The organism is Enterococcus mundtii (genome assembly GCF_002947535.1).
GTDB classification, from domain to species: Bacteria; Bacillota; Bacilli; order Lactobacillales; family Enterococcaceae; genus Enterococcus_B; species Enterococcus_B mundtii_B.
Genome location: NZ_PUAP01000042.1, coordinates 1 through 18,808 on the forward strand (window position 1 = coordinate 1; position 18,808 = coordinate 18,808).

The 18,808-nt window shown below is 39.4% G+C and carries 15 protein-coding genes; 10 read left to right on the forward strand and 5 right to left on the reverse strand.

Going from position 1 to position 18,808, the window contains the following annotated elements; all coding sequences use genetic code 11:
* Nucleotides 1-51: 51 nt before the first annotated feature.
* The 4 genes from CUS89_RS13595 to CUS89_RS13610 are packed head-to-tail and all read right to left on the reverse strand — an operon-like array spanning nucleotide 52 to nucleotide 5,113.
* On the reverse strand, nucleotides 52-744 hold the full coding sequence (locus tag CUS89_RS13595) for a rhamnogalacturonan acetylesterase (protein WP_104872520.1): 693 nt from the start codon (nucleotides 742-744) through the stop codon (nucleotides 52-54).
* Nucleotides 741-2,144, reverse strand: coding sequence for a glucuronate isomerase (gene uxaC / locus CUS89_RS13600; RefSeq protein WP_104872521.1), 1,404 nt, complete (start codon nucleotides 2,142-2,144; stop codon nucleotides 741-743). Before uxaC ends, CUS89_RS13595 begins: the two co-directional genes overlap by 4 nt.
* 45 nt (nucleotides 2,145-2,189) lie before the next feature.
* The gene (locus tag CUS89_RS13605; RefSeq protein ID WP_104872522.1) at nucleotides 2,190-3,695 is read right to left on the reverse strand and encodes a UxaA family hydrolase; all 1,506 of its coding nucleotides are present in this window, start codon (nucleotides 3,693-3,695) and stop codon (nucleotides 2,190-2,192) included.
* Nucleotides 3,696-3,700: 5 nt separating this feature from the next.
* Nucleotides 3,701-5,113, reverse strand: coding sequence for a tagaturonate reductase (locus CUS89_RS13610; protein WP_104872523.1), 1,413 nt, complete (start codon nucleotides 5,111-5,113; stop codon nucleotides 3,701-3,703).
* Nucleotides 5,114-5,486: 373 nt separating this feature from the next.
* On the opposite strand from CUS89_RS13610, the gene CUS89_RS13615 reads away from it, so the two are divergent.
* Complete coding sequence (locus tag CUS89_RS13615; protein ID WP_104872524.1) at nucleotides 5,487-7,676, forward strand: helix-turn-helix domain-containing protein; 2,190 nt, start codon at nucleotides 5,487-5,489, stop codon at nucleotides 7,674-7,676.
* Between the two features lie 164 nt (nucleotides 7,677-7,840).
* Here CUS89_RS13615 and CUS89_RS13620 read toward each other — a convergent pair whose 3' ends face one another.
* The gene (locus CUS89_RS13620) at nucleotides 7,841-8,713 is read right to left on the reverse strand and encodes a carbohydrate ABC transporter permease (protein WP_104872525.1); all 873 of its coding nucleotides are present in this window, start codon (nucleotides 8,711-8,713) and stop codon (nucleotides 7,841-7,843) included.
* A 283-nt stretch (nucleotides 8,714-8,996) separates the two neighbouring features.
* Here CUS89_RS13620 and CUS89_RS13625 point away from each other — a divergent pair, with 283 nt between their 5' ends.
* The 9 genes from CUS89_RS13625 to CUS89_RS13665 all read left to right on the forward strand — a co-directional run bounded on the left by CUS89_RS13625 (nucleotide 8,997) and on the right by CUS89_RS13665 (nucleotide 18,397).
* A complete protein-coding gene (locus tag CUS89_RS13625; RefSeq protein ID WP_104872526.1) occupies nucleotides 8,997-9,968 on the forward strand; it encodes an ABC transporter permease in 972 nt (323 codons plus the stop codon).
* A gap of 15 nt (nucleotides 9,969-9,983) precedes the next feature.
* Entirely contained in the window at nucleotides 9,984-10,625 is a 642-nt protein-coding gene (locus tag CUS89_RS13630; RefSeq protein WP_104872527.1) for a YesL family protein, read from the forward strand.
* Nucleotides 10,622-12,127 carry an extracellular solute-binding protein gene (locus tag CUS89_RS13635; protein WP_104872528.1) on the forward strand — a complete coding sequence of 502 codons (1,506 nt, stop codon included), beginning with the start codon at nucleotides 10,622-10,624 and terminating at the stop codon, nucleotides 12,125-12,127. The genes CUS89_RS13630 and CUS89_RS13635 overlap by 4 nt, the downstream gene beginning before the upstream one ends.
* 82 nt (nucleotides 12,128-12,209) lie before the next feature.
* A complete protein-coding gene (locus tag CUS89_RS13640) occupies nucleotides 12,210-13,313 on the forward strand; it encodes a glycoside hydrolase family 88/105 protein (protein ID WP_104872529.1) in 1,104 nt (367 codons plus the stop codon).
* Complete coding sequence (locus CUS89_RS13645; RefSeq protein WP_104872530.1) at nucleotides 13,310-14,629, forward strand: glycoside hydrolase family 28 protein; 1,320 nt, start codon at nucleotides 13,310-13,312, stop codon at nucleotides 14,627-14,629. Before CUS89_RS13640 ends, CUS89_RS13645 begins: the two co-directional genes overlap by 4 nt.
* A 5-nt stretch (nucleotides 14,630-14,634) precedes the next feature.
* A complete protein-coding gene (locus CUS89_RS13650) occupies nucleotides 14,635-15,516 on the forward strand; it encodes an alpha/beta hydrolase family protein (protein ID WP_104872531.1) in 882 nt (293 codons plus the stop codon).
* Nucleotides 15,517-16,422, forward strand: a complete 906-nt coding sequence (locus tag CUS89_RS13655) for a pectinesterase family protein (protein ID WP_104872532.1) — start codon at nucleotides 15,517-15,519, stop codon at nucleotides 16,420-16,422.
* Complete coding sequence (locus tag CUS89_RS13660; RefSeq protein ID WP_104872533.1) at nucleotides 16,423-16,848, forward strand: DUF4064 domain-containing protein; 426 nt, start codon at nucleotides 16,423-16,425, stop codon at nucleotides 16,846-16,848. It abuts the gene before it with no gap.
* The gene (locus CUS89_RS13665; RefSeq protein ID WP_104872534.1) at nucleotides 16,835-18,397 is read left to right on the forward strand and encodes a glycoside hydrolase family 43 protein; all 1,563 of its coding nucleotides are present in this window, start codon (nucleotides 16,835-16,837) and stop codon (nucleotides 18,395-18,397) included. The genes CUS89_RS13660 and CUS89_RS13665 overlap by 14 nt, the downstream gene beginning before the upstream one ends.
* Nucleotides 18,398-18,808: the final 411 nt, after the last annotated feature.

The following is an 18,808-nucleotide window of genomic DNA, read 5'->3' on the forward strand; positions in this document are numbered from 1 at the left end:
TTTAAGTTTTTGTTTTGTCTGGGTAAAATTGTAAAGCCTTTGAATCATGTTTTAGATATGCGGAGCATTAAGATAATTTGCTAATGGAAGATCAGTTTCTTTTAGTAGTTCAACGACGAGTTGAGCGACTAAATCAGCGCCTTCTGAACTAAAATGGGTGTTGTCACAAAGACCTAAGGGATAATTTCTAAAAGTATCAACTGGTAAATGCAAGTAGAATTTTTTTGTTTCTTCTTGCGTATACTGTTGAAGAGCCGTTTGTGAACGTGTAAAAACATCCAAAATAGGATAGTTATTTTTTTCTGCGAATTGCATCATTGCTTTTGGATAGTCTCCTAAGCAATTTGGATCTAATTGCCCATTTTTTAAGTAAAGGCGTCGTGTAATCGGCGTCAAAAATATCGGCTGCACATTTAAGGCCAAGGCTGTTTGCGCATAAATTGCAAGTGCATCCAGATATCCACCAAAGGGTTCTGTTCCTTTTGCTTCAGTTATTTTTTGGTCGTTATGGCCAAACTGGATCAGTAAAAAATCCCCTGCTTGAAATTCTTCTTGCAAGCGAGTGAATCGTCCTTCTTCAATGAACGATTTAGAACTACGGCCATTTTTTGCTTGATTGTTTATTCGAATCGTAGGTTGGAAGTATTTACCGAGCACTTCTCCCCAGCCGGTCTCTGGTCGAGCAGTCAGGTCTTTGTTCGAAGCAGTGGAGTCGCCTGCGATATGGATCGTTTGCCTAGTCATTCTTCTTCCTCAAAAAAACCGAAATAGTTTCGCGCATTTGTATAACAGATATCTTCCACTAAGGTACCTAAAAGATTGATGTCTTCGGGCGCTTCGCCTCGTTCCACGATTTCACCGATCAGCTCACAGAGAACGCGTCGGAAATACTCGTGTCGTGTATAAGAGAGAAAGCTGCGAGAATCCGTCAACATACCGACGAAATTTCCTATAACACCGCCATCAGCAAGTTGTGTCATCTGTTCACGCATGCCTGCTCGGGTATCGTTATACCACCAACCAGAACCGAGTTGGAGTTTTCCAGCTGTTTCCTTTTGAAAGCTACCCATTAAAGCGAGCATCAAAGGATAGTCATTTGGATTGAGCGAATAAAGGATGGTCTTCGGTAATTGATCGTTTTGCTCGACATGATCCAGCAACTGTTGCAGATGGCTGGTTAGTGGTTGATCGTTGATCCCGTCGTAACCAGTATCTGGTCCTAAGCGTGTGAATGCTTGGGTATTGCAGTTACGATAAGCATGGAGATGCAACTGCATCGTCCAACCATGCGCATGATACAGAGGGATCAGCCGGTTGAGTGTTTCTGTTCGATAAGCATCAATTTCTGTTTGTGTCAGTGTTTCTTTTGCCAATGCTTTCTGGAAAATCTGTTCAAGTTCTTTTTCAGAAGCTCTGTGATAGGACAAGCGATCTAATCCATGATCCGATAGGCGACAGCCATGCAAGTGGAAATAGTCGATCCTTTGACTCAATGCGGTGATCAAAGAAGTGTAATCAGCGATTGGTTTGCCAATGACGTGAGACAATTTTGACAACCATTCAGAAAATCCATCGTGGGTGAGATTTAATGCAGCATCTGGACGAAACGCTGGTAATACTTTGAGAGCAGGTTCTTCTTTTGCCAATAATTCGTGATAGACTAACTCGTCAATGGGATCATCTGTTGTGCAAATGACAGTCACCTTCGCATTTTTCGCAATCTCTCGTCGCCGAAACGTTGGTTCAGCTAAACGTTTATTTGCTTGTTCCCAGATGGTAAGGGCATTTTCTTCATTGATCAATAAATCGATTTGGAAGAAACGTTTCAATTCAAGATGTGTCCAAGTATACAAAGGATTGCCTATGATTTTCGGCACCGTTTGACACCAAGCGTAAAATTTTTCATAATCCGAGGCGTGGCCGGTGATTTTTTCTTCAGGAACCCCGCAAGCTCGCATCAAACGCCACTTGTAATGGTCGCCACTCAACCAGGCTTCTGTCAAATTAGTGAAAGGTTTGTTCTCGTAAATTTCTTTTGGTGATAGATGACAGTGATAGTCGATGATCGGCATTTTTTCAGCATATGAATGGTACAGTTGTTTTGACCATTGATTAGTTAATAAAAAATCATCAGATAAAAACATTTGCTTCACTTCTTTCAATTTCAGAATGGGTAATGACAAGGAAAATCAAAGTGTGACACCATTTTTAAAAATAGCTAGTTCTCGTACATCATTGGCTTCGTTTTTTGTCTCTTCTCCGCTGGCAACATGGATGATTTTATCGATAAATGAAGGTAAGATCTCTGTCATTGGTTGAGTCAATAATTCGCCGGCATCAAAGTCCATCCAATGTTGTTTCCGTTCAAATAAAGGTGTATTAGTCGATACTTTCAGCGTAGGAACATAAGAACCAAAAGGCGTACCTCTACCTGTAGTGAATAGTACAAGTTGGCAGTCAGCAGAAGCTAATGCAGATGCGGCAACAAGATCATTACCTGGTGCCTCCAGTAAACTCAGTCCAGTTTTACGTACTTTTTCACCATAGGCTAACACATCGACTACCGTTGAATTTCCTGCTTTTTGGGTGCAACCAAGTGACTTGTCTTCTAAAGTAGAGATACCGCCTGCTTTGTTTCCAGGAGAAGGATTTTCATAGACTGGTTCATTATAAGAGAGAAAATATTGTTTGAAATCATTGATCAAACGAACGATCGATTCAAAGACTTCTTGATTTTCTGCTCGTGCCATCAGGACTTGTTCGGCACCAAACATTTCGGGCACTTCCGTCAAGATCGTACTACCTCCTTGTGAAATCAAATAGTCAGAAAAGGCACCTAGTAATGGATTAGCAGTAATCCCTGACAATCCATCCGAACCACCACATTTCAAACCGATCGTTAGTTTATCCAGAGGAACAGGAACACGATAATCACTCCGTGCGATGTCTGCTAATTCTTCAAGTAATGATACGCCATGTGCTATTTCATCAGAGACATCTTGGGCAGTTAGAAATTTTATTCGTTGTTCGTTATATTTATTTAAACTAGCCTTTAATTCTTTTATCGTATTGTTCTCACAACCTAAGCCAAATACAAGCACACCGCCAGCATTCGGATGATGAATCGCATCAGCTAGAATCTTTTTCGTATTCTCATGATCCTTGCCTAATTGGGAACAACCATAAGGATGTTTTAAAATCGTGAGATGATCGAAAGGATCGTCATCTGCATGTCGTTTTTTATATTCTTGGATGATCAATTCAGCGATTCCATTGACACAGCCAACGGTTGGAACGATAAATAGGTCGTTGCGAATTCCGACTTTTCCGTTCTCACGAAGATAGCCTTGAAAAGTGCGATTTTCTTGTGGATAGACGATGGGATTAGATGTTGGCAGGTAGTGATAACTTTCCTCACCAGAAAGGTTTGTTTTGATATTATGCGTATGTATCCATTGCCCCGCTTTGACATCCGTCAAGAGATGACCGATCGGATAGCCATACTTGATCACATCAGCCCCTGTACTTAAATCGGACAAAGCAATTTTATGACCTAAGGGGATTTCTTCAAAAGTAGTTAGCGTAATGTCATTGAAACGAAGTGTTGTATTCGTTGGAATCGCGGTAGTAGCCACGACAACGCTGTCCTGTGGGTGTAATTGGATGATTCTATTGGAGAAATCTGGATCAGTCATTTTTTTCATCCTTTCAATTCATGTAATACGTTACGAATGCCTTTTTGATCGATCTCTGTCACGTAATGTGAAACTGTTTCTGTTAAATCAGGAAGTGCGGATAGATCTTCGCCCCAAAGGCTTGGATTTTTCAATAGCTGAAGGACAGCAGTCTCTGGCTCAGCCCAAGCTTCAGCAAAACTAGCGAGTACCATGGGATCATCGTTTACTTGGATTTTCGAAGGATTGGAACGATAAAGCAACATCAAGGCAGCAAATGAGACAGTCAAATAGGGAGGGAGTGCTTCCCTTTTTTCCATGTATTTTTTTAGAATAGGTAGTAATCGTGTTCGGAATTTGGCAACACTGTTCAAAGCGATCGCATGTAATTGATGATGTGCAAAAGGATTTAAGAAACGTTCGTTGATTTGTCTAGCGTACGCCAGTGATTCTTCTTCAGGTAAGCGTAACATTGGAATCAATTCACTAGTCACTAATGTGTTGATGTAATCGGATAGCAGAGGATCTTTCATGACCTCTTCGACCGTTGAGACGCCTGACAGCAGTCCGATTGGCACCATTGCCGTATGAGGTCCGTTTAGGAGATGGACTTTCCGCTCACGATAGGGTGTCAAATCATCAGTCAAGACAACATTCAGACCTGCTTTTTTCAATGGTAAGCGTTCATTCAATTCCTCTGGTGCTTCGATCACCCATAACATAAATGGTTCAGCTTTGACTAACAGTTGATCATCATACCCCAATCGTTGGTGCAGTTCATCGATTTCATCTCTCGGAAATCCAGGAACGATCCGATCCACCAAACTACAATAAAAATGATTTTCTTGGTGTAGCCAATCGACAAATTCTGTTTCAAGCTGCCAATTTTTTGCATACTGTAAAACGAATTTTTTTAAAAGCTCTGCATTGCGATCAATCAATTCACATGGGATGATCGTGAGTCCATTTTTGTTCATCTTGAATCGATGATACAAAAAGGCAGTCAACTTTGCAGGAAAGCTTGTTGGGGGATCATCATTTCGAGCATCGGCTTCACGATAACTAATACCAGCTTCTGTCGTATTAGAAAAGACAAAGGCTAATTCATCGATTTCTGCCAATGCGAGGAACTCTTGCCATTGCTCATAAGGGTTGAGCGTACGGTCGATCACAGTGATCGGCTCTGTTTTATCGATGACTTTGCCATCAATTAATCCTTGGAGTAGAACTGTATAGAGTTGATCTTGTTCAGTCAGCTTTTCACTTAATCCATGAGCTAGTGGTTGGACGATTGCAACATTTCCATGATAGAGTCCTTGATTGTTTAACTGCTGAAGTTGCCAATCAACGAATCCTCTCATAAAATTTCCTTCACCAAACTGTAGACAAGTGATCGCAGCTTGATTTTTAGGGTACTGCTTTTTAGTTAATCTTTCCATCGAATGATTTCCTTTCTGTGAGACAAAAAATTTATGATAAAATTCTCTGAAACGTAAAGAGAATTATCAATATTTGTTATTTTTATAGCGACTACATACTTCTTCTTCACTGATTTGGTGTTTTTTTGTTTATAGCAAAATCTATTACTTGTTTTCATGCTTTAAGCAATCACTTGGTGGCGCATTCATCGTAATATGAATAAAAGTTTTAGTCAATAAGGCTTGCTATCGTTAGGTTTTTCTCTTTCAAAAAAACTTATGTTTTTAAATAGTAGTATGTTAATCTGAAAGAGTGAAGATACTCATTGCTTTAGAAGATAATCAATTTTACATAAAATGTAAGCCTTTTAATTCTGGAGGAGGAGAAAGTCGAATGAGGAATAAAATGTTGTTTTATCAAATGTTTATGCCGATTTTTATTATCGGTGTGGTACTGGTCGTTGGCTTTAGTTTGTTTATCTATACAAACACCTATGACTCGATTGAAGAGAACTACTTATTAGATAAACAAAATCTATTGAAACAAATCAAAACAAATGTAGAATGGAAGTTTCGAACGATTGAGTACTCTTTCGCTACATACGGCTCCACTAAAAACTTCTCCGAAATATTTCAATCTCCTTTGAATCATACCGACTACACTATTTATTCCGAAGTACGAAAAGAACTTAATTTTATTGAAACGATCGCAATGGAGGAAAATGCGTTTAAGTTAGTCAGCCTAAAAGGCGGTTGGGGTGTTGTGAATGGCTCGTTGAACCAACTTGAACCACAAAAAGTAACTGATCTGAAGCAACAATATGTCAATCAAGATCAACAAGTTTTTTGGACGAAACAACCAGATGGAATTGAAATGGTTGTTGCACTACCTAAAGCAGTCAGCGAAAAGTATGCGTTAGGTTTTGCTTCGATCGATCATCAGGCGCTGAAACGAATCATTGAACGAAGCAACGAAGACCACTTAACGATCTATTATGGAGAAGAACTGCTCTTTACTGATGCTGAATCATCAAGAGAAGGGATGATAACAGTCAAAAATATAGAAGCGAATGTACCAACAGTGGTTCAAAGAAATGGTCGGAATTTCATCTTGCTTCAATCTGATTACAATCAATGGCAGTATCAATTAGAGATCGATCCTGCAACTATAGGTACGACTGTCCGAAACTTGCAAATCGGATTAGCTACTGTATCCTTTACTTTGATCATTTTAGTGGGGGGATTGTCCTACATCTTTTCTGAACGCTATGTTCGTCCTATCAGCCAGATTCAAGACCGACTGAATCTCCATTCGGAAGGCTTGTCTGGGAAAAAACTAGAGAATGTTGTCCAGTCAGTGAGCCAAGTGATTGGTGAAAATGAACTATTGAGTGCAAATTTGATTACTCAGAAACCACAACTAGAAACATTATTTGTCTTGAGTCTCTTTAGAAATCGTGTGGAAAAACGGGAATTGGATCAACGGTTACGGCAGTTCAACTACGACTCGCAAAATGAATGTTACTATACAGCAATCGTGCAGATCGATCTTTTAGAAGACGGCCATGGAGGAGAACGAGATTTATTGCTATTGGCTATCAACCAAATGATTGCTGAGATCGTTCCTAAAGAAGAACGAATGATTCCTATCGTGCTGAACGAAGAAATGCAAGCAACGATTTATCGAATTTCTAAGGAAGAAGCATTCGCGAATAAAAAAGTAATGGATCACTGTCGTCAGATCCAAAAAATGATCCAAGAATATCTCAAATTGACTGTTAGCATTGGGATCAGTGAATGTTTTACTACACTCAATGACAGTAAGCAATCTGTCGACCAAGCGAAAGAAGCCTTATACCATCGGGTAAACACTGGACCAAATTCAATTGTGTTCTACCATGAAATCATCTCAGAGCAGCAAGAGAAGACACTGATCAAATATCCAATGGAAAAACAAAATCGTTTATTTGAAGCAATCCGTTCAGGAGACGAACACGTCAGTCGACTTCTTCACGAATTGATCGTTGAGATGTTCACTCAAAATAAAAATCGACTGAATCGAGAAGTTGTCGCTATTCGGTTAGTCAATGAATTTGTTCAGTTGGGACAACTATTGGGTGTGAATATTACGCAGTTTGAAGAATTGAAGCAAATATATGTCAAGGTGTTACACACCTATCATCCTCAAGAACTTGAGCAATTGCTATTAGAATATTTTGTTCAACCAATCACAAAAAGCTCTCAAGAAATCACGGAGCAAGAGTTTAAATCGTTATCAGAAAAAATGATCCATATCATCTATAGCGAATATGATCGTGATCTATCACTAGACCTGGTGGCAGACCGCCTGCACTATAATCCTAACTATTTGAGTAACGTGTTCAAAAAAGAAACCGGTGAAAACTTTGGAGATTTCATTCAGAACTATCGCTTAGAGATCGCTAAAAAATGGTTGACAGAAACGACGTTATCCGTGAAAGAAATTGCAGAAAGACTTAAGTATCGTAACTCACAAAACTTTATTCGCTTTTTCAAAAAGAAAGAATCTGTGACTCCTGGTGAGTACCGTAAGAAAAACCGCTGAAGATAACTTATTGAACACCGATCATTAAAGTCTTGGATGAGTACTCAGGAAAAAATAATCGTTTTATTGTGGGAAATAGCACAATCTTTGAAAAATTATTTTTTCTTAGATCGTGCTATTTAAATGAATAATTATTTTTAAACGTATCTTTAAGTATGAAAGGGTCAACCTTTGACTGAGCCGACCAATGCCCCTTTTACAAAGTACTTTTGAACAAATGGATAAGCAACTAACATTGGCACTGTAGCAATTACGATGACGGCCATTTTGATCGTTTGTGCCGGCGGGATGATATCGACAGCACTACTCTCCGCTTGCATCCCGCTTGACACGATCACGATTTGACGTAATAAGATTTGGATCGGCCATTTAGAGGAATCGTTAATATATAAGATCGCCGTCATATACGTATTCCAATAGGTCACAGCATAAAAAAGGGAGATCGTCGCAATGGAAGGTAAAGCAAGGGGCAACATGATTTTGAAAAAGACCCCGAAATCAGTACAGCCATCCATCTTGGCAGATTCTTCTAAACTATTAGGTAAAGCTTGAAAAAAGTTACGCATGATGATCATATTCATGGCGTTGACAGTTACAGGTAAGATCATCGACCAGTACGAATTGATCAATCCCAAGGAGCGCACCACTAAGAATGTCGGAATCATTCCACCACTAAAGAGCATGGAAAAGACAACCATAAAGTTAAAAAAGCCTCGCCCAAAAAGATATTTACGTGATAATCCATAGGCCATCAATGAAGTCACGCACATGCTGACGATCGTCCCAAGCCCAGTAATACCAATAGAAACAGCCAAAGCGCGAAAAATCGTGGGTGTAGATAAGATGTAACGATAGGCATCTAAAGAAAACGTAGTCGGGAAAAGGATGAATTTTTTTGCTACGACTTCTTGTGTAGAGGCAAATGAAGTGGCGATGATATTTAAAAACGGTACGATACAGATCAAAGCTAATAATAGTAGAAAAATAGAATTAAAAATCGTAAAGCTTTTTTCTCCAAGCGAAACCTTTTTTTTCATTTAGAGAGAACCCTCCTTCAAACCATAAGTATTTTTGTACCTCCAATCTATCATCTGCTTGAAATTACGTACATAATCATTTTTTAGTGAGAGGAAATCATGAGGTTTCAATAGAAGAAACAGCATTACCTAACAAATCGATCAGATGAAGCAAAAAAGTGATCAATCAAGTGATGATCGGCAGTTACCTACGTCAGTGAAAATGATTATATACGGAATCACTTTTCTTCCTTTATGCTGTGGATAGCTAATGAAGTCACACAATGTTTAACAAGGAGGGCTTATGGAAAGTGTAAAAAGAGAGCTAGGTTCAATTACCTTATCAAAAAAGGAAGAACGAACAAAAAGAAGAAGGAAGACGATTGCTGGAATCAAAACGAATAAATTTCTGTACTTGATGATTCTTCCAGGAATCCTTTATTTCATTGTTTTTAGATATTTACCTATGGGTGGGTTAGTGATTGCGTTTCAAGACTATCAACCTTATCTGGGGATTCTTGGTAGTCCTTGGGTTGGTTTCAAGCACTTCATTCGATTATTTACTGAACCAACATTTTTTATGCTGTTGAGAAATACGCTGATTTTGTTTGGACTGAACATTTTTGTTTTTTTCCCAATGCCGATCATTCTGTCGCTACTATTGAATGAAGTAACGAACAAGCGATTCAAGAATAGTATCCAAACAATCATTTACATTCCACATTTCATGTCTTGGGTCATCATCGTCTCGATCACCTATGTTTTTTTGAATGTGGACGGTGGGGTCATCAATGAATTTTTGGCAAGTATCGGACTAGACAAAATAAGTTTTTTGACGTCGCCTGATTGGACACGAACAGTCTATATCGGACAGGTGATTTGGAAAGAACTAGGGTGGTCAACGATCATTTACCTCTCGGCGATCACCGCAGTAGATACGCAATTATATGAAGCAGCTGAAATGGACGGGGCAGGGCGGTTACGTAAGACATGGCATGTGACATTACCTGCGATCCGTCCAGTGATCATTACCTTGTTGATTTTGAAAATCGGTCAAACACTTGATTTAGGATTTGAGCATATGTACTTGCTACTCAATTCATTGAATCGCAGTGTGGCAGAAATTTTTGATACGTATATCTATACTGCTGGATTGAAGAACGGACAATTGAGTTTTAGTACTTCAATGGGCTTGTTCAAAGGTGTAGTGGGCTTGTTTATGGTCGTGCTTGCGAACAAGCTTGCAAAAAAACTGGGTGAAGATGGTGTGTACTAGAAAAGGAGCAAGCAGATGTTGCAAAAGTTAGAGAGTACAAATAAAAAATTGATCAGACTCCTGCAACTCGTTTACTTAAATTTTTTGTGGGGAATATTAGTCGTTTTGGGTCTCGGACTATTCACATTTGGCCCAGCTTCTTATGCAACGGTCTCAGTGATCCGTAAGTGGTTACGTTCATCCGAAGATTTTCCACTAACACAGACGTACTTTCACTATTTTAAAGAGAATTATAGAGAAACGCTATTGATCAGTTGGTTATATCTTGCAGTTGCCTTTGTCTTATACGTGGATCTTGCCTACATCCAAAATTGGTACTTACGCGTAGTGATTTTGGTCATCAGCTTTTTTTACGTGTTATCTGCGCTATATATTTTCCCGATTATGGCCCATTACCAATGGCAAGGGATGTTTTATAAAATCAAAATGGCTTTTTTGTTTGGTTTTTCTCAGTTACATTATTCACTCGTTTTACTATTGATCATTATGGGCAGTTACGCGGTAATTATTCGCTTAGCTCCTGGTATGTTGACGTTCATGGGGAGTAGCTTCTTCTTTTTTGCCATTACTTGGACAGCGGTGCAGCTATTTGATCGCCTTAAAAAGAAAGAAGTAGCAATAGATAAAAATACATTCAGTGAAGGAGAACAATTATGAAGAAAAAAACGTTAGTAACAGCAGGGATCGGTTTGCTCAGCATACTTGCTTTGTCAGCTTGTGGCAATGATTCAAGTGATACATCCGCAGATACAGAGGATGGGAAAACGCGAATCACTTGGTTGAACATTTTACATACAGCTTCGCCACCTAATGATACGATCGTTGATAAAATCGAGGAAAAAACCAATTCAGAGTTGACGTTCAACTGGATTCCTGATGCATCAAAAGAGGAACGGTTGACAACTGCACTAGCGTCGAATGAACTAGGAGATATCGTGACATTACAAATTGCCATGTTAAAGAATTCCTCTGTACGAAATGCGTTGAAGTCTGGAGTTTTTTGGGATGTGTCTGATTACTTAGCTGACTACAAAAATTTAAGTAAGATATCAGAGGATCGAATCGAAGCGGCAAGTATCGATGGTGCATTGTATGGCGTACCTATGCAAAAAGATTACGCTCGTGCAGGTTTAGTTATCCGAAAAGATTGGTTGGACAATCTAGGCTTGGAAGTACCAGATACCTTGGATGAACTTTATGAAGTAGCGAAGCAATTCACAGAAAATGATCCAGACGGCAATGGTGTCGATGATACAGTTGGTTTTGGCGATCGCGCCCCAAGTGATATCCGTTATACGAGCTTCAAATTATTTACGTCGTATTACGGTGCGCCGAATGGTTGGAAAGTAGAGAGTAACGGTCAATTTACACCTGAATTTGATACAGATGAGTATATGAAAGCGATGAATTTTTCCAGAGACTTATTTGAAAACGGTTACTTAGCGCAAGACTTTGCAGTGACTCAAAAGACAGACCAACAGGAACAATTTGCACAAGGTAAAACAGGGATCTATACCGGGATGATCGATATCAAAAACCTGAAAAATATGGGGAAAGATATTCAACCAGAGATGGAGCTTGTGCCAGTAAATAAAATATCAGATGGTGAAGATGGGGATTACCATGTATGGTCAGAAGGAAATGGAGTAGGAGGGCTATTGGCATTTCCTAAATCCTCGGTCAAAGATGAAGCACAATTGAAGAAATTACTTCAGTTTGTCGATGATTTATTAGAAGAAGATATGTATAAATTGATGACAGGTGGTATTGAAGGAACACATTACCAATTACAAGAAGATGGCGCGATTGAATACATCGACATGGACCTTTGGCAACAGGAAGTGCAACCATTATCCAGTTCAAGACCAAGTGAAGTTACATTTTCATTTAAAGATGCTGATCCAGAGAAAGAATTATCCAATCAATTAGTTAAGGAAAATGAACAGTTTGTTGTGTTAGATCCAACCGTCCCATTAGATTCAGAGAAAAACAATGAAGTCGGTTCAGAAATCGAAAAAATCATGATCGATGCAACTGTCCAATATATTATGGGGCAAATAGATGAAGATGGATTCAAACAAGCAATCGGCAATTGGCGTGCCCAAGGTGGCGATCAAATTGCTAAAGAATACGAAGAGGCTTATAAAGCTGCACAGTAATAGTAGATGTATGAAAGAGAGGGCTGTAACCATTCCAAGCGCAGCCCTTTCTTTCTTAAAATGATTGATCGGAGGAAGAAGATTGAATTGGTCAGAGAAATTAGCAGATAGTATTATGGCACGTACGCCGTATTTGTATCAAGATAAAGGATATGAACGAAAATGGTCATATGATTATGGTGTCGTTTTGAAAGGATTTCAGTTGTTATGGCTGAAAACAAAGGAGAAGAAGTACTTGGACTTCATCCAAACAAATATTGACTACTTCGTACAAGAAGATGGCTCGATCAAAGGCTATGAATTAGAAGAATACAATATCGATCATATCAATACTGGAAAACTGTTCTTTATACTCTATAAAGAAACAGGAGATGAGAAATATCGCAAAGCAGCAGAAAATTGCGCCAAACAATTGTTGAATCACCCAAGAACATCTGAAGGTGTATTTTGGCATAAGGCAATCTATCCTTGGCAAATATGGTTAGATGGATTGTACATGGGAGCGCCTTTTTATGCGGAATATATCCAAACCTTTACGTCGAAAAAAGACTATCAAGATGTTTTACATCAATTCGAGATCAGTTATCAGCATTTGCTTGATACAAAGACTAGTTTATTGTTCCATGCGTGGGATGAAAAGAAGGTCCAACCTTGGGCGGATACAGAAACGGGATTATCTCATCATTTTTGGAGTCGCTCAATTGGTTGGTATTTGATGGCATGTGTCGATAGTTACGAGCTGTTGCATGAAGAAGTGGACTGTCGATTATTATGGCAAATCCTGACAACCACATTAGAAGCATTATTGCCTTATCAATCAGAAACTGGCACATGGTACCAAGTAACAACCGAAACGAAGCGTAAAGGAAATTATCTAGAAGCTTCTGGTAGTAGTATGTTCGTCTATGCGATGGCAAAGGGGATTCGCTTAGGGATATTGGAAAAAGAAGTATGGCTTCCTCAGTTGAAAAAATCTTATCAAGGCTTATTTGATGAATTTGTTTTAGAAACAAAAGAAGGCTGGCTGAATCTGAATAAAAATTGCCAAGTTGCAGGTCTGGGCGGTGCGGATCGAAGAGATGGTTCTTATGCCTACTATATTAGTGAGCCGATTGTATGTAATGATCAAAAAGGTGTTGGTGCCTTTTTGCAAGCTTTAGTGGAAGTGGAAGGTGTATTTGAGTGATAAATATTTTAAACTTAGATGCATCAACCGATATACTCAACACGACAGTGATCCAACAAGCCATTGATCAAGTAGCTGAAGCAGGCGGGGGAAGAGTAACCATTCCAAGTGGACAGTTTTTAACGGGGGCATTGTGCTTGAAAAGTAATGTGGAGTTGTATCTTTCTCCTGGAGCAGTATTGAAATTTACAGATGACCCGGCGCAGTATCCAGCCATTTTATCCAGCTGGGAAGGTGTACCTAAAAAGGTCTACGCTTCATGTATCTATGCGCAACATGCAGAAAATATTGCCGTCACTGGTTTAGGGAAATTAGATGGTAGTGGTCCTAACTGGTGGCGCATGTTTCGAGAGGAGTATGAAACACTTGAGTACCCTCGACCTAAACTGATTGGTTTTGATCATTGCCGACGAGTAACGATTCGTGATATCCAATTGGTCGACTCGCCGAGTTGGACCATCCATCCCAATCATTGCCAAGATGTAACCATCGATCATGTAGCCATCTGCAATCCTGCTGATTCGCCGAATACAGATGGAATTGATCCAGAGTCTTGTCATAATGTGCATATCAGTAATTGCCATATTGATGTTGGCGATGACTGTATTGCGATCAAAGCAGGGACAGAGGATGCCATTAATAAAGTGCCTTGTCAAAATATCACGATCACTAATTGTACGATGGTACACGGTCATGGTGGCGTAGTGTTAGGGAGTGAAATGAGTGGCGGAATTCGGAATGTAACGATTTCGAACTGCATCTTTCAACAAACCGATCGTGGAATTCGATTAAAGACACGCCGAGGTCGAGGGGGGATGATTGAAGATGTCCGAGTAACTAATCTGATCATGGACCAAGTATTGTGTCCTTTTGTCATCAATCTTTATTATTTTTGCGGACCTCGTGGCAAAGATCCTTATGTTTGGGAAAAGGAAGTGTATCCAATGGATGAGCGGACACCACAAGTTCGGCGGGTTCATTTTTCATCGGTAACTGCTCGAAATGTCCATGCTTCCGCGGGCTTTATTTATGGTCTAGCAGAACAAGCAGTTCAAGACATTTCTTTCGATCATGTCGATATTTCCATGGCAAAAGATGCAAAAGCGGGAGTGCCAGCCATGATGACAGGTTTAGAACCCATGCGCCAACAAGGATTTTATGTACGGTTTGGTAAACATATTTCTTTCCATCAGATCACGATCGATCATCATGAAGGACCAGCAATCATGATTGAAGATTCGGAAGATATCGAAATTAAACGTATGCGATCGACAGAGTTGGATAAAAAGAATGTATCTATTATAGAAGGAACTTAAATGAAATGGAGTTGATCGAGTACTTAGGGAGGGACGCACGTTGCTTGAGGCCGAGTGGTAGCTGTTTATCACAAAAAATCAACGACGATCAAGTAATTGAGTATTATCAATTGAGATTAAATGAACTTGAACCTGTTCCGGCCATTCATGTTTATCCAGTAAAAAAGAAGGAACCTTTGCCTGTTGTGATCTATCTGCATTCACATGGGGGTGATTTTTCACTAGGAAAAAGTGAATTGTTAGAAGGTGCATCCTATTTTGTGGAGCCTTCGTTTGCGAAGACTTTGACAAGTATGGGATATGGTGTATGGGCAATTGATGCTTGGGGATTTGAAGAACGGGGAGGGATTGCTGAGAGTGAACTTTTCAAGCGATTCTTATTAACGGGGCGAACACTTTGGGGAATGCGGATCTTTGACGTGCTAAGCTTGGTCGATTATTTGGAAACACGTAAAGATATTGATGTACAACGTATCGCAACGATTGGATTATCTATGGGTGGACTATTGAGTTGGTGGACAAGTGCATTGGATGAACGTGTGAAAGTCTGTATTGACTTAGCTAGTCAAGTGGAGATCGAAACACTCTTGAAACACCAGATGCTAGATTGCCACGGCTACTATTATTATGTTCCTGATTTATTGACAGAATATACGACCCTAGCGATCCAGCAAAAAATTGCGCCGCGTAAACGGCTATCTATAGTAGGAGAAAACGATCACATGTGTCCAACAGAAGGCGTCTGTCACTTGAATAAACAGCTAGATTTGTATTATCAACAATTAGGAGTACCAACAAATTTTCAAGGATACTCTTTAAATGGTGGACACTTTGAAACACGTGACATGCGAAGTAAGTGGCAAGCATTTTTAAAGGAGCACCTATAAATGAAAACGCACATCGTGATCGATCCGATCCCAAGAAAAGCAGACTTTCAGACTATTCAAGCAGGAATTGCTCATCTTAGCTCATTGCCGAATACCGTAAAAAAGACCATGATCATTCGCGAAGGTGTCTATCATGAATATCTCGAATGCCGGCTGTCGAATTTTCAAATGCTTGGAGAAGGAGAAGTGCAGATAATTGGGTGCCGTTTTGCGAAACAAAATCTTCCATCTGGCGAAGAAAGAGAAACATTTCGAACAGCGACACTATTTCTTGAGGGAGAAAACGTTCATCTTGAAAATATACAAATCATCAACAAAGCCGGTGCAGGAGAACAAGTTGGGCAAGCAGTCGCGCTGTTCAATTACGCGCATCAAGTCCAGTTGATCAATTGTCGGTTGTGCGGGCAACAAGATACGTTATGTACGGGACCGTTGCCGGCTACACAAAAAGATGGTCGTCTTTTCCTTACACCAGTGACAAAGGAACGTAAGTATTGTCGACAATATTATGAACGATGTTGGATCGAAGGAACTGTTGATTTTATTTTTGGTGGAGCAGATGCAGTATTTGACCATTGTTCCATCAAGAGTTTAGCTTGTTTTTCTAATGGCTATATCACAGCCGCTTCAACGGCAAAAGAACAAGAACAAGGTTTTGTTTTTTTCAGGTGTGCAATCATCGCAGATTCTGAGGAACCTACTAACTATTTAGGCCGACCTTGGCGCCCATATGCTCAGGCGACATTTGAAGAGTGTGATGTAGGAGCACATGTCCATCAAAGTGGTTGGCATGATTGGGATAAGAAACAAAACAGACAAACAGCACGCTTTTACGAAAAAAATAATAAATACCAAGGAAAAATTTGTCGCGAATCCTGGATCACTGTTGAAATGGAGGACGATTAGATGACGAAAAAATGGGAAATAAGTTTTGGCTTGATCGGTGGGTCTGCCGCTTTGTTGTTTTTCGGTGGAATTGCTGTGACTTTCAATCAAATGTCCCTTTCAAATTTTCGAGAAACATATCAAGCTCTCTCACTGGAGTACATTGGCAGTGTGGAAGAAACGTTTGAGTTATTAAGAAAGACAACAGGTTTGTTTAGTGTGACTCTGTTCCTCTCTTTGATTGGGTTATGTCTGGCTCTTTATTTATCGTTGAAGGGAAAAGCAAGTCCGGCGGCAGCGCTCATTTATTTGATTTCAGGAGTCCTGCTGTTGTTCGGTACACAATTCATTGCTTACCCTTTTGTTTTTTTCTATCTATTAGCAGCGGGTTCAAGCATGTATCGCCAAAAAATAGAGCAAAGGTGGGAAGCAGATGTTTCAAAGTAAAGCAATCAATCCAATCATTCGAGGATTTAATCCTGACCCGAATATTTTGAAAGTGGGTAGCTCTTATTATGTGATCGTTTCTTCTTTTGAATGGTTACCAGGCATTCGTGTATATGAGTCAACGGATCTAATCAACTGGGAACATAAAACGGATATTTTAACTGATCAAGTATCATTAAAGGGTCAACCGATCAATGGAAGTATCTGGGCGCCTCAAATCAGTTACTCAGATGGACGATTTTATCTTATTTATACAGATGTTAAAAGCGTAGCACGTCCTTTTAAAGATGCTCACAACTACATGATGATCGCGGAAGCTATCGAGGGTCCTTGGGAACATCCAATCTATCTAAACAGTAGTGGTTTTGACCCCTCTCTTTTTCATGATCCACTTACAGGTAAGAAATGGCTATTGAATGAAATTTGGGATTTCCGACTAACTACACCTAATAAATCAGCAGGGATCGTCATTCAAGCATATGATGCAAAACAAAAACAACTAGTCGGTCCGATTCACACGATCTTTACAGGAACGGAACTTGCAAAGACCGAAGCACCTCATCTTTACTATGTTAATGATTACTATTATTTGTTGACTGCTGAAGGTGGCACTGGTAGTGGGCATGCTGTTACCGTTTGTCGTAGTCGTGATTTGTTAGGACCATACGAAGTCGATCCCCAAAATCCAATGTTGACGGCCAATGGTTATCCAAGCTCAAGTTTACAATGTGCGGGACATGCAAGTTTGGTTCAAACAGAATTCGACAGATGGTATATAGTCCATCTTTGTACTCGTCCTATCGAAGGCGTTGCTATCTTAGGTAGAGAAACAGCTATTCAAGAAGTGTATTGGACAGAAGATAATTGGCTGCGTATAAAAGAAGGAGGAAATCAACCCAGAGAGAGCATCAACATTCCCACACAAGAGAAAGTGATCCAAAAGATCGATTCTTATTTTTTTGATGATTTTGAAGGAGAAATGAGAAAAAGTTGGAACGCACGTCGTTGTTTACCAGACACAACTTGGTGTGATTTGACCAGTCGATATGGTTACTTAAGGATGCTCGCAGGAGAATCACTACAGTCAACGTTTGACCAACACTTATTAGCGATACGACAAACAACGTTTTCATTTATTGCACAAACTAAGATGGAATATGAGCCAAAGCACTTTAACCAAATGGCTGGACTACTTCTTTTTCTAAATGAAGAAAATTACTATTATTGCTGTGTGACCTGGGATGAAGAGATAGGGAAATGTCTCCGATTACTTAGTGCAGTTGAAGGCTATGTTACGATTAGCCCTGACATTTATCCACTAAGAGGAGAAGAAACAGTGATTAAAGTAGTTGTTGAAAAGACTCTTGGACAATTTTATGTAAAACGTTCGCAAGACTGGAAAAAAATCGGTGCTAAAATTGATATGCAGACACTGTCAGGTGGTTTTACAGGAAACTTTGTTGGCATTGGTGTGCATGATTTAAATGTAAGAGGAGGGAGCTATGCTGATTTTGATTATTTCAACTATCAGGAAATAGAAATGGTGTGAAATAAATAAAAAAAGATTAGGTGCAGTGAAAGTTAAATTTTACCTTGACCAATCTTTTTTTTAATGATAGTATAGTCAACGTTGCTGAAACATGAAAACAATCATGAAATTTGTTTAAAAGTTTTGTTGACAATCATATTTTCTTATGATAATATAACGAAGTTGGTTATGAGAAACTAGTTCATACATGTTGATTTCGCAAAGAAAAAAACAAAATTAACTGTTGACAAATAACAAACGATGAGTTATGATAAGTGAGTTGCTAAAACGACCTCGTGAAAAACGAGTTCAAAAAACTTTTAAAAAATAGTTGACAATCATTCGAGAGTTTGCTAAGATATAAAAGTTGCTACGGCAATCACAAACGGTAAATCGAAGCAGTTGTGTTTCGTTTATCACGTAGACCTTTGA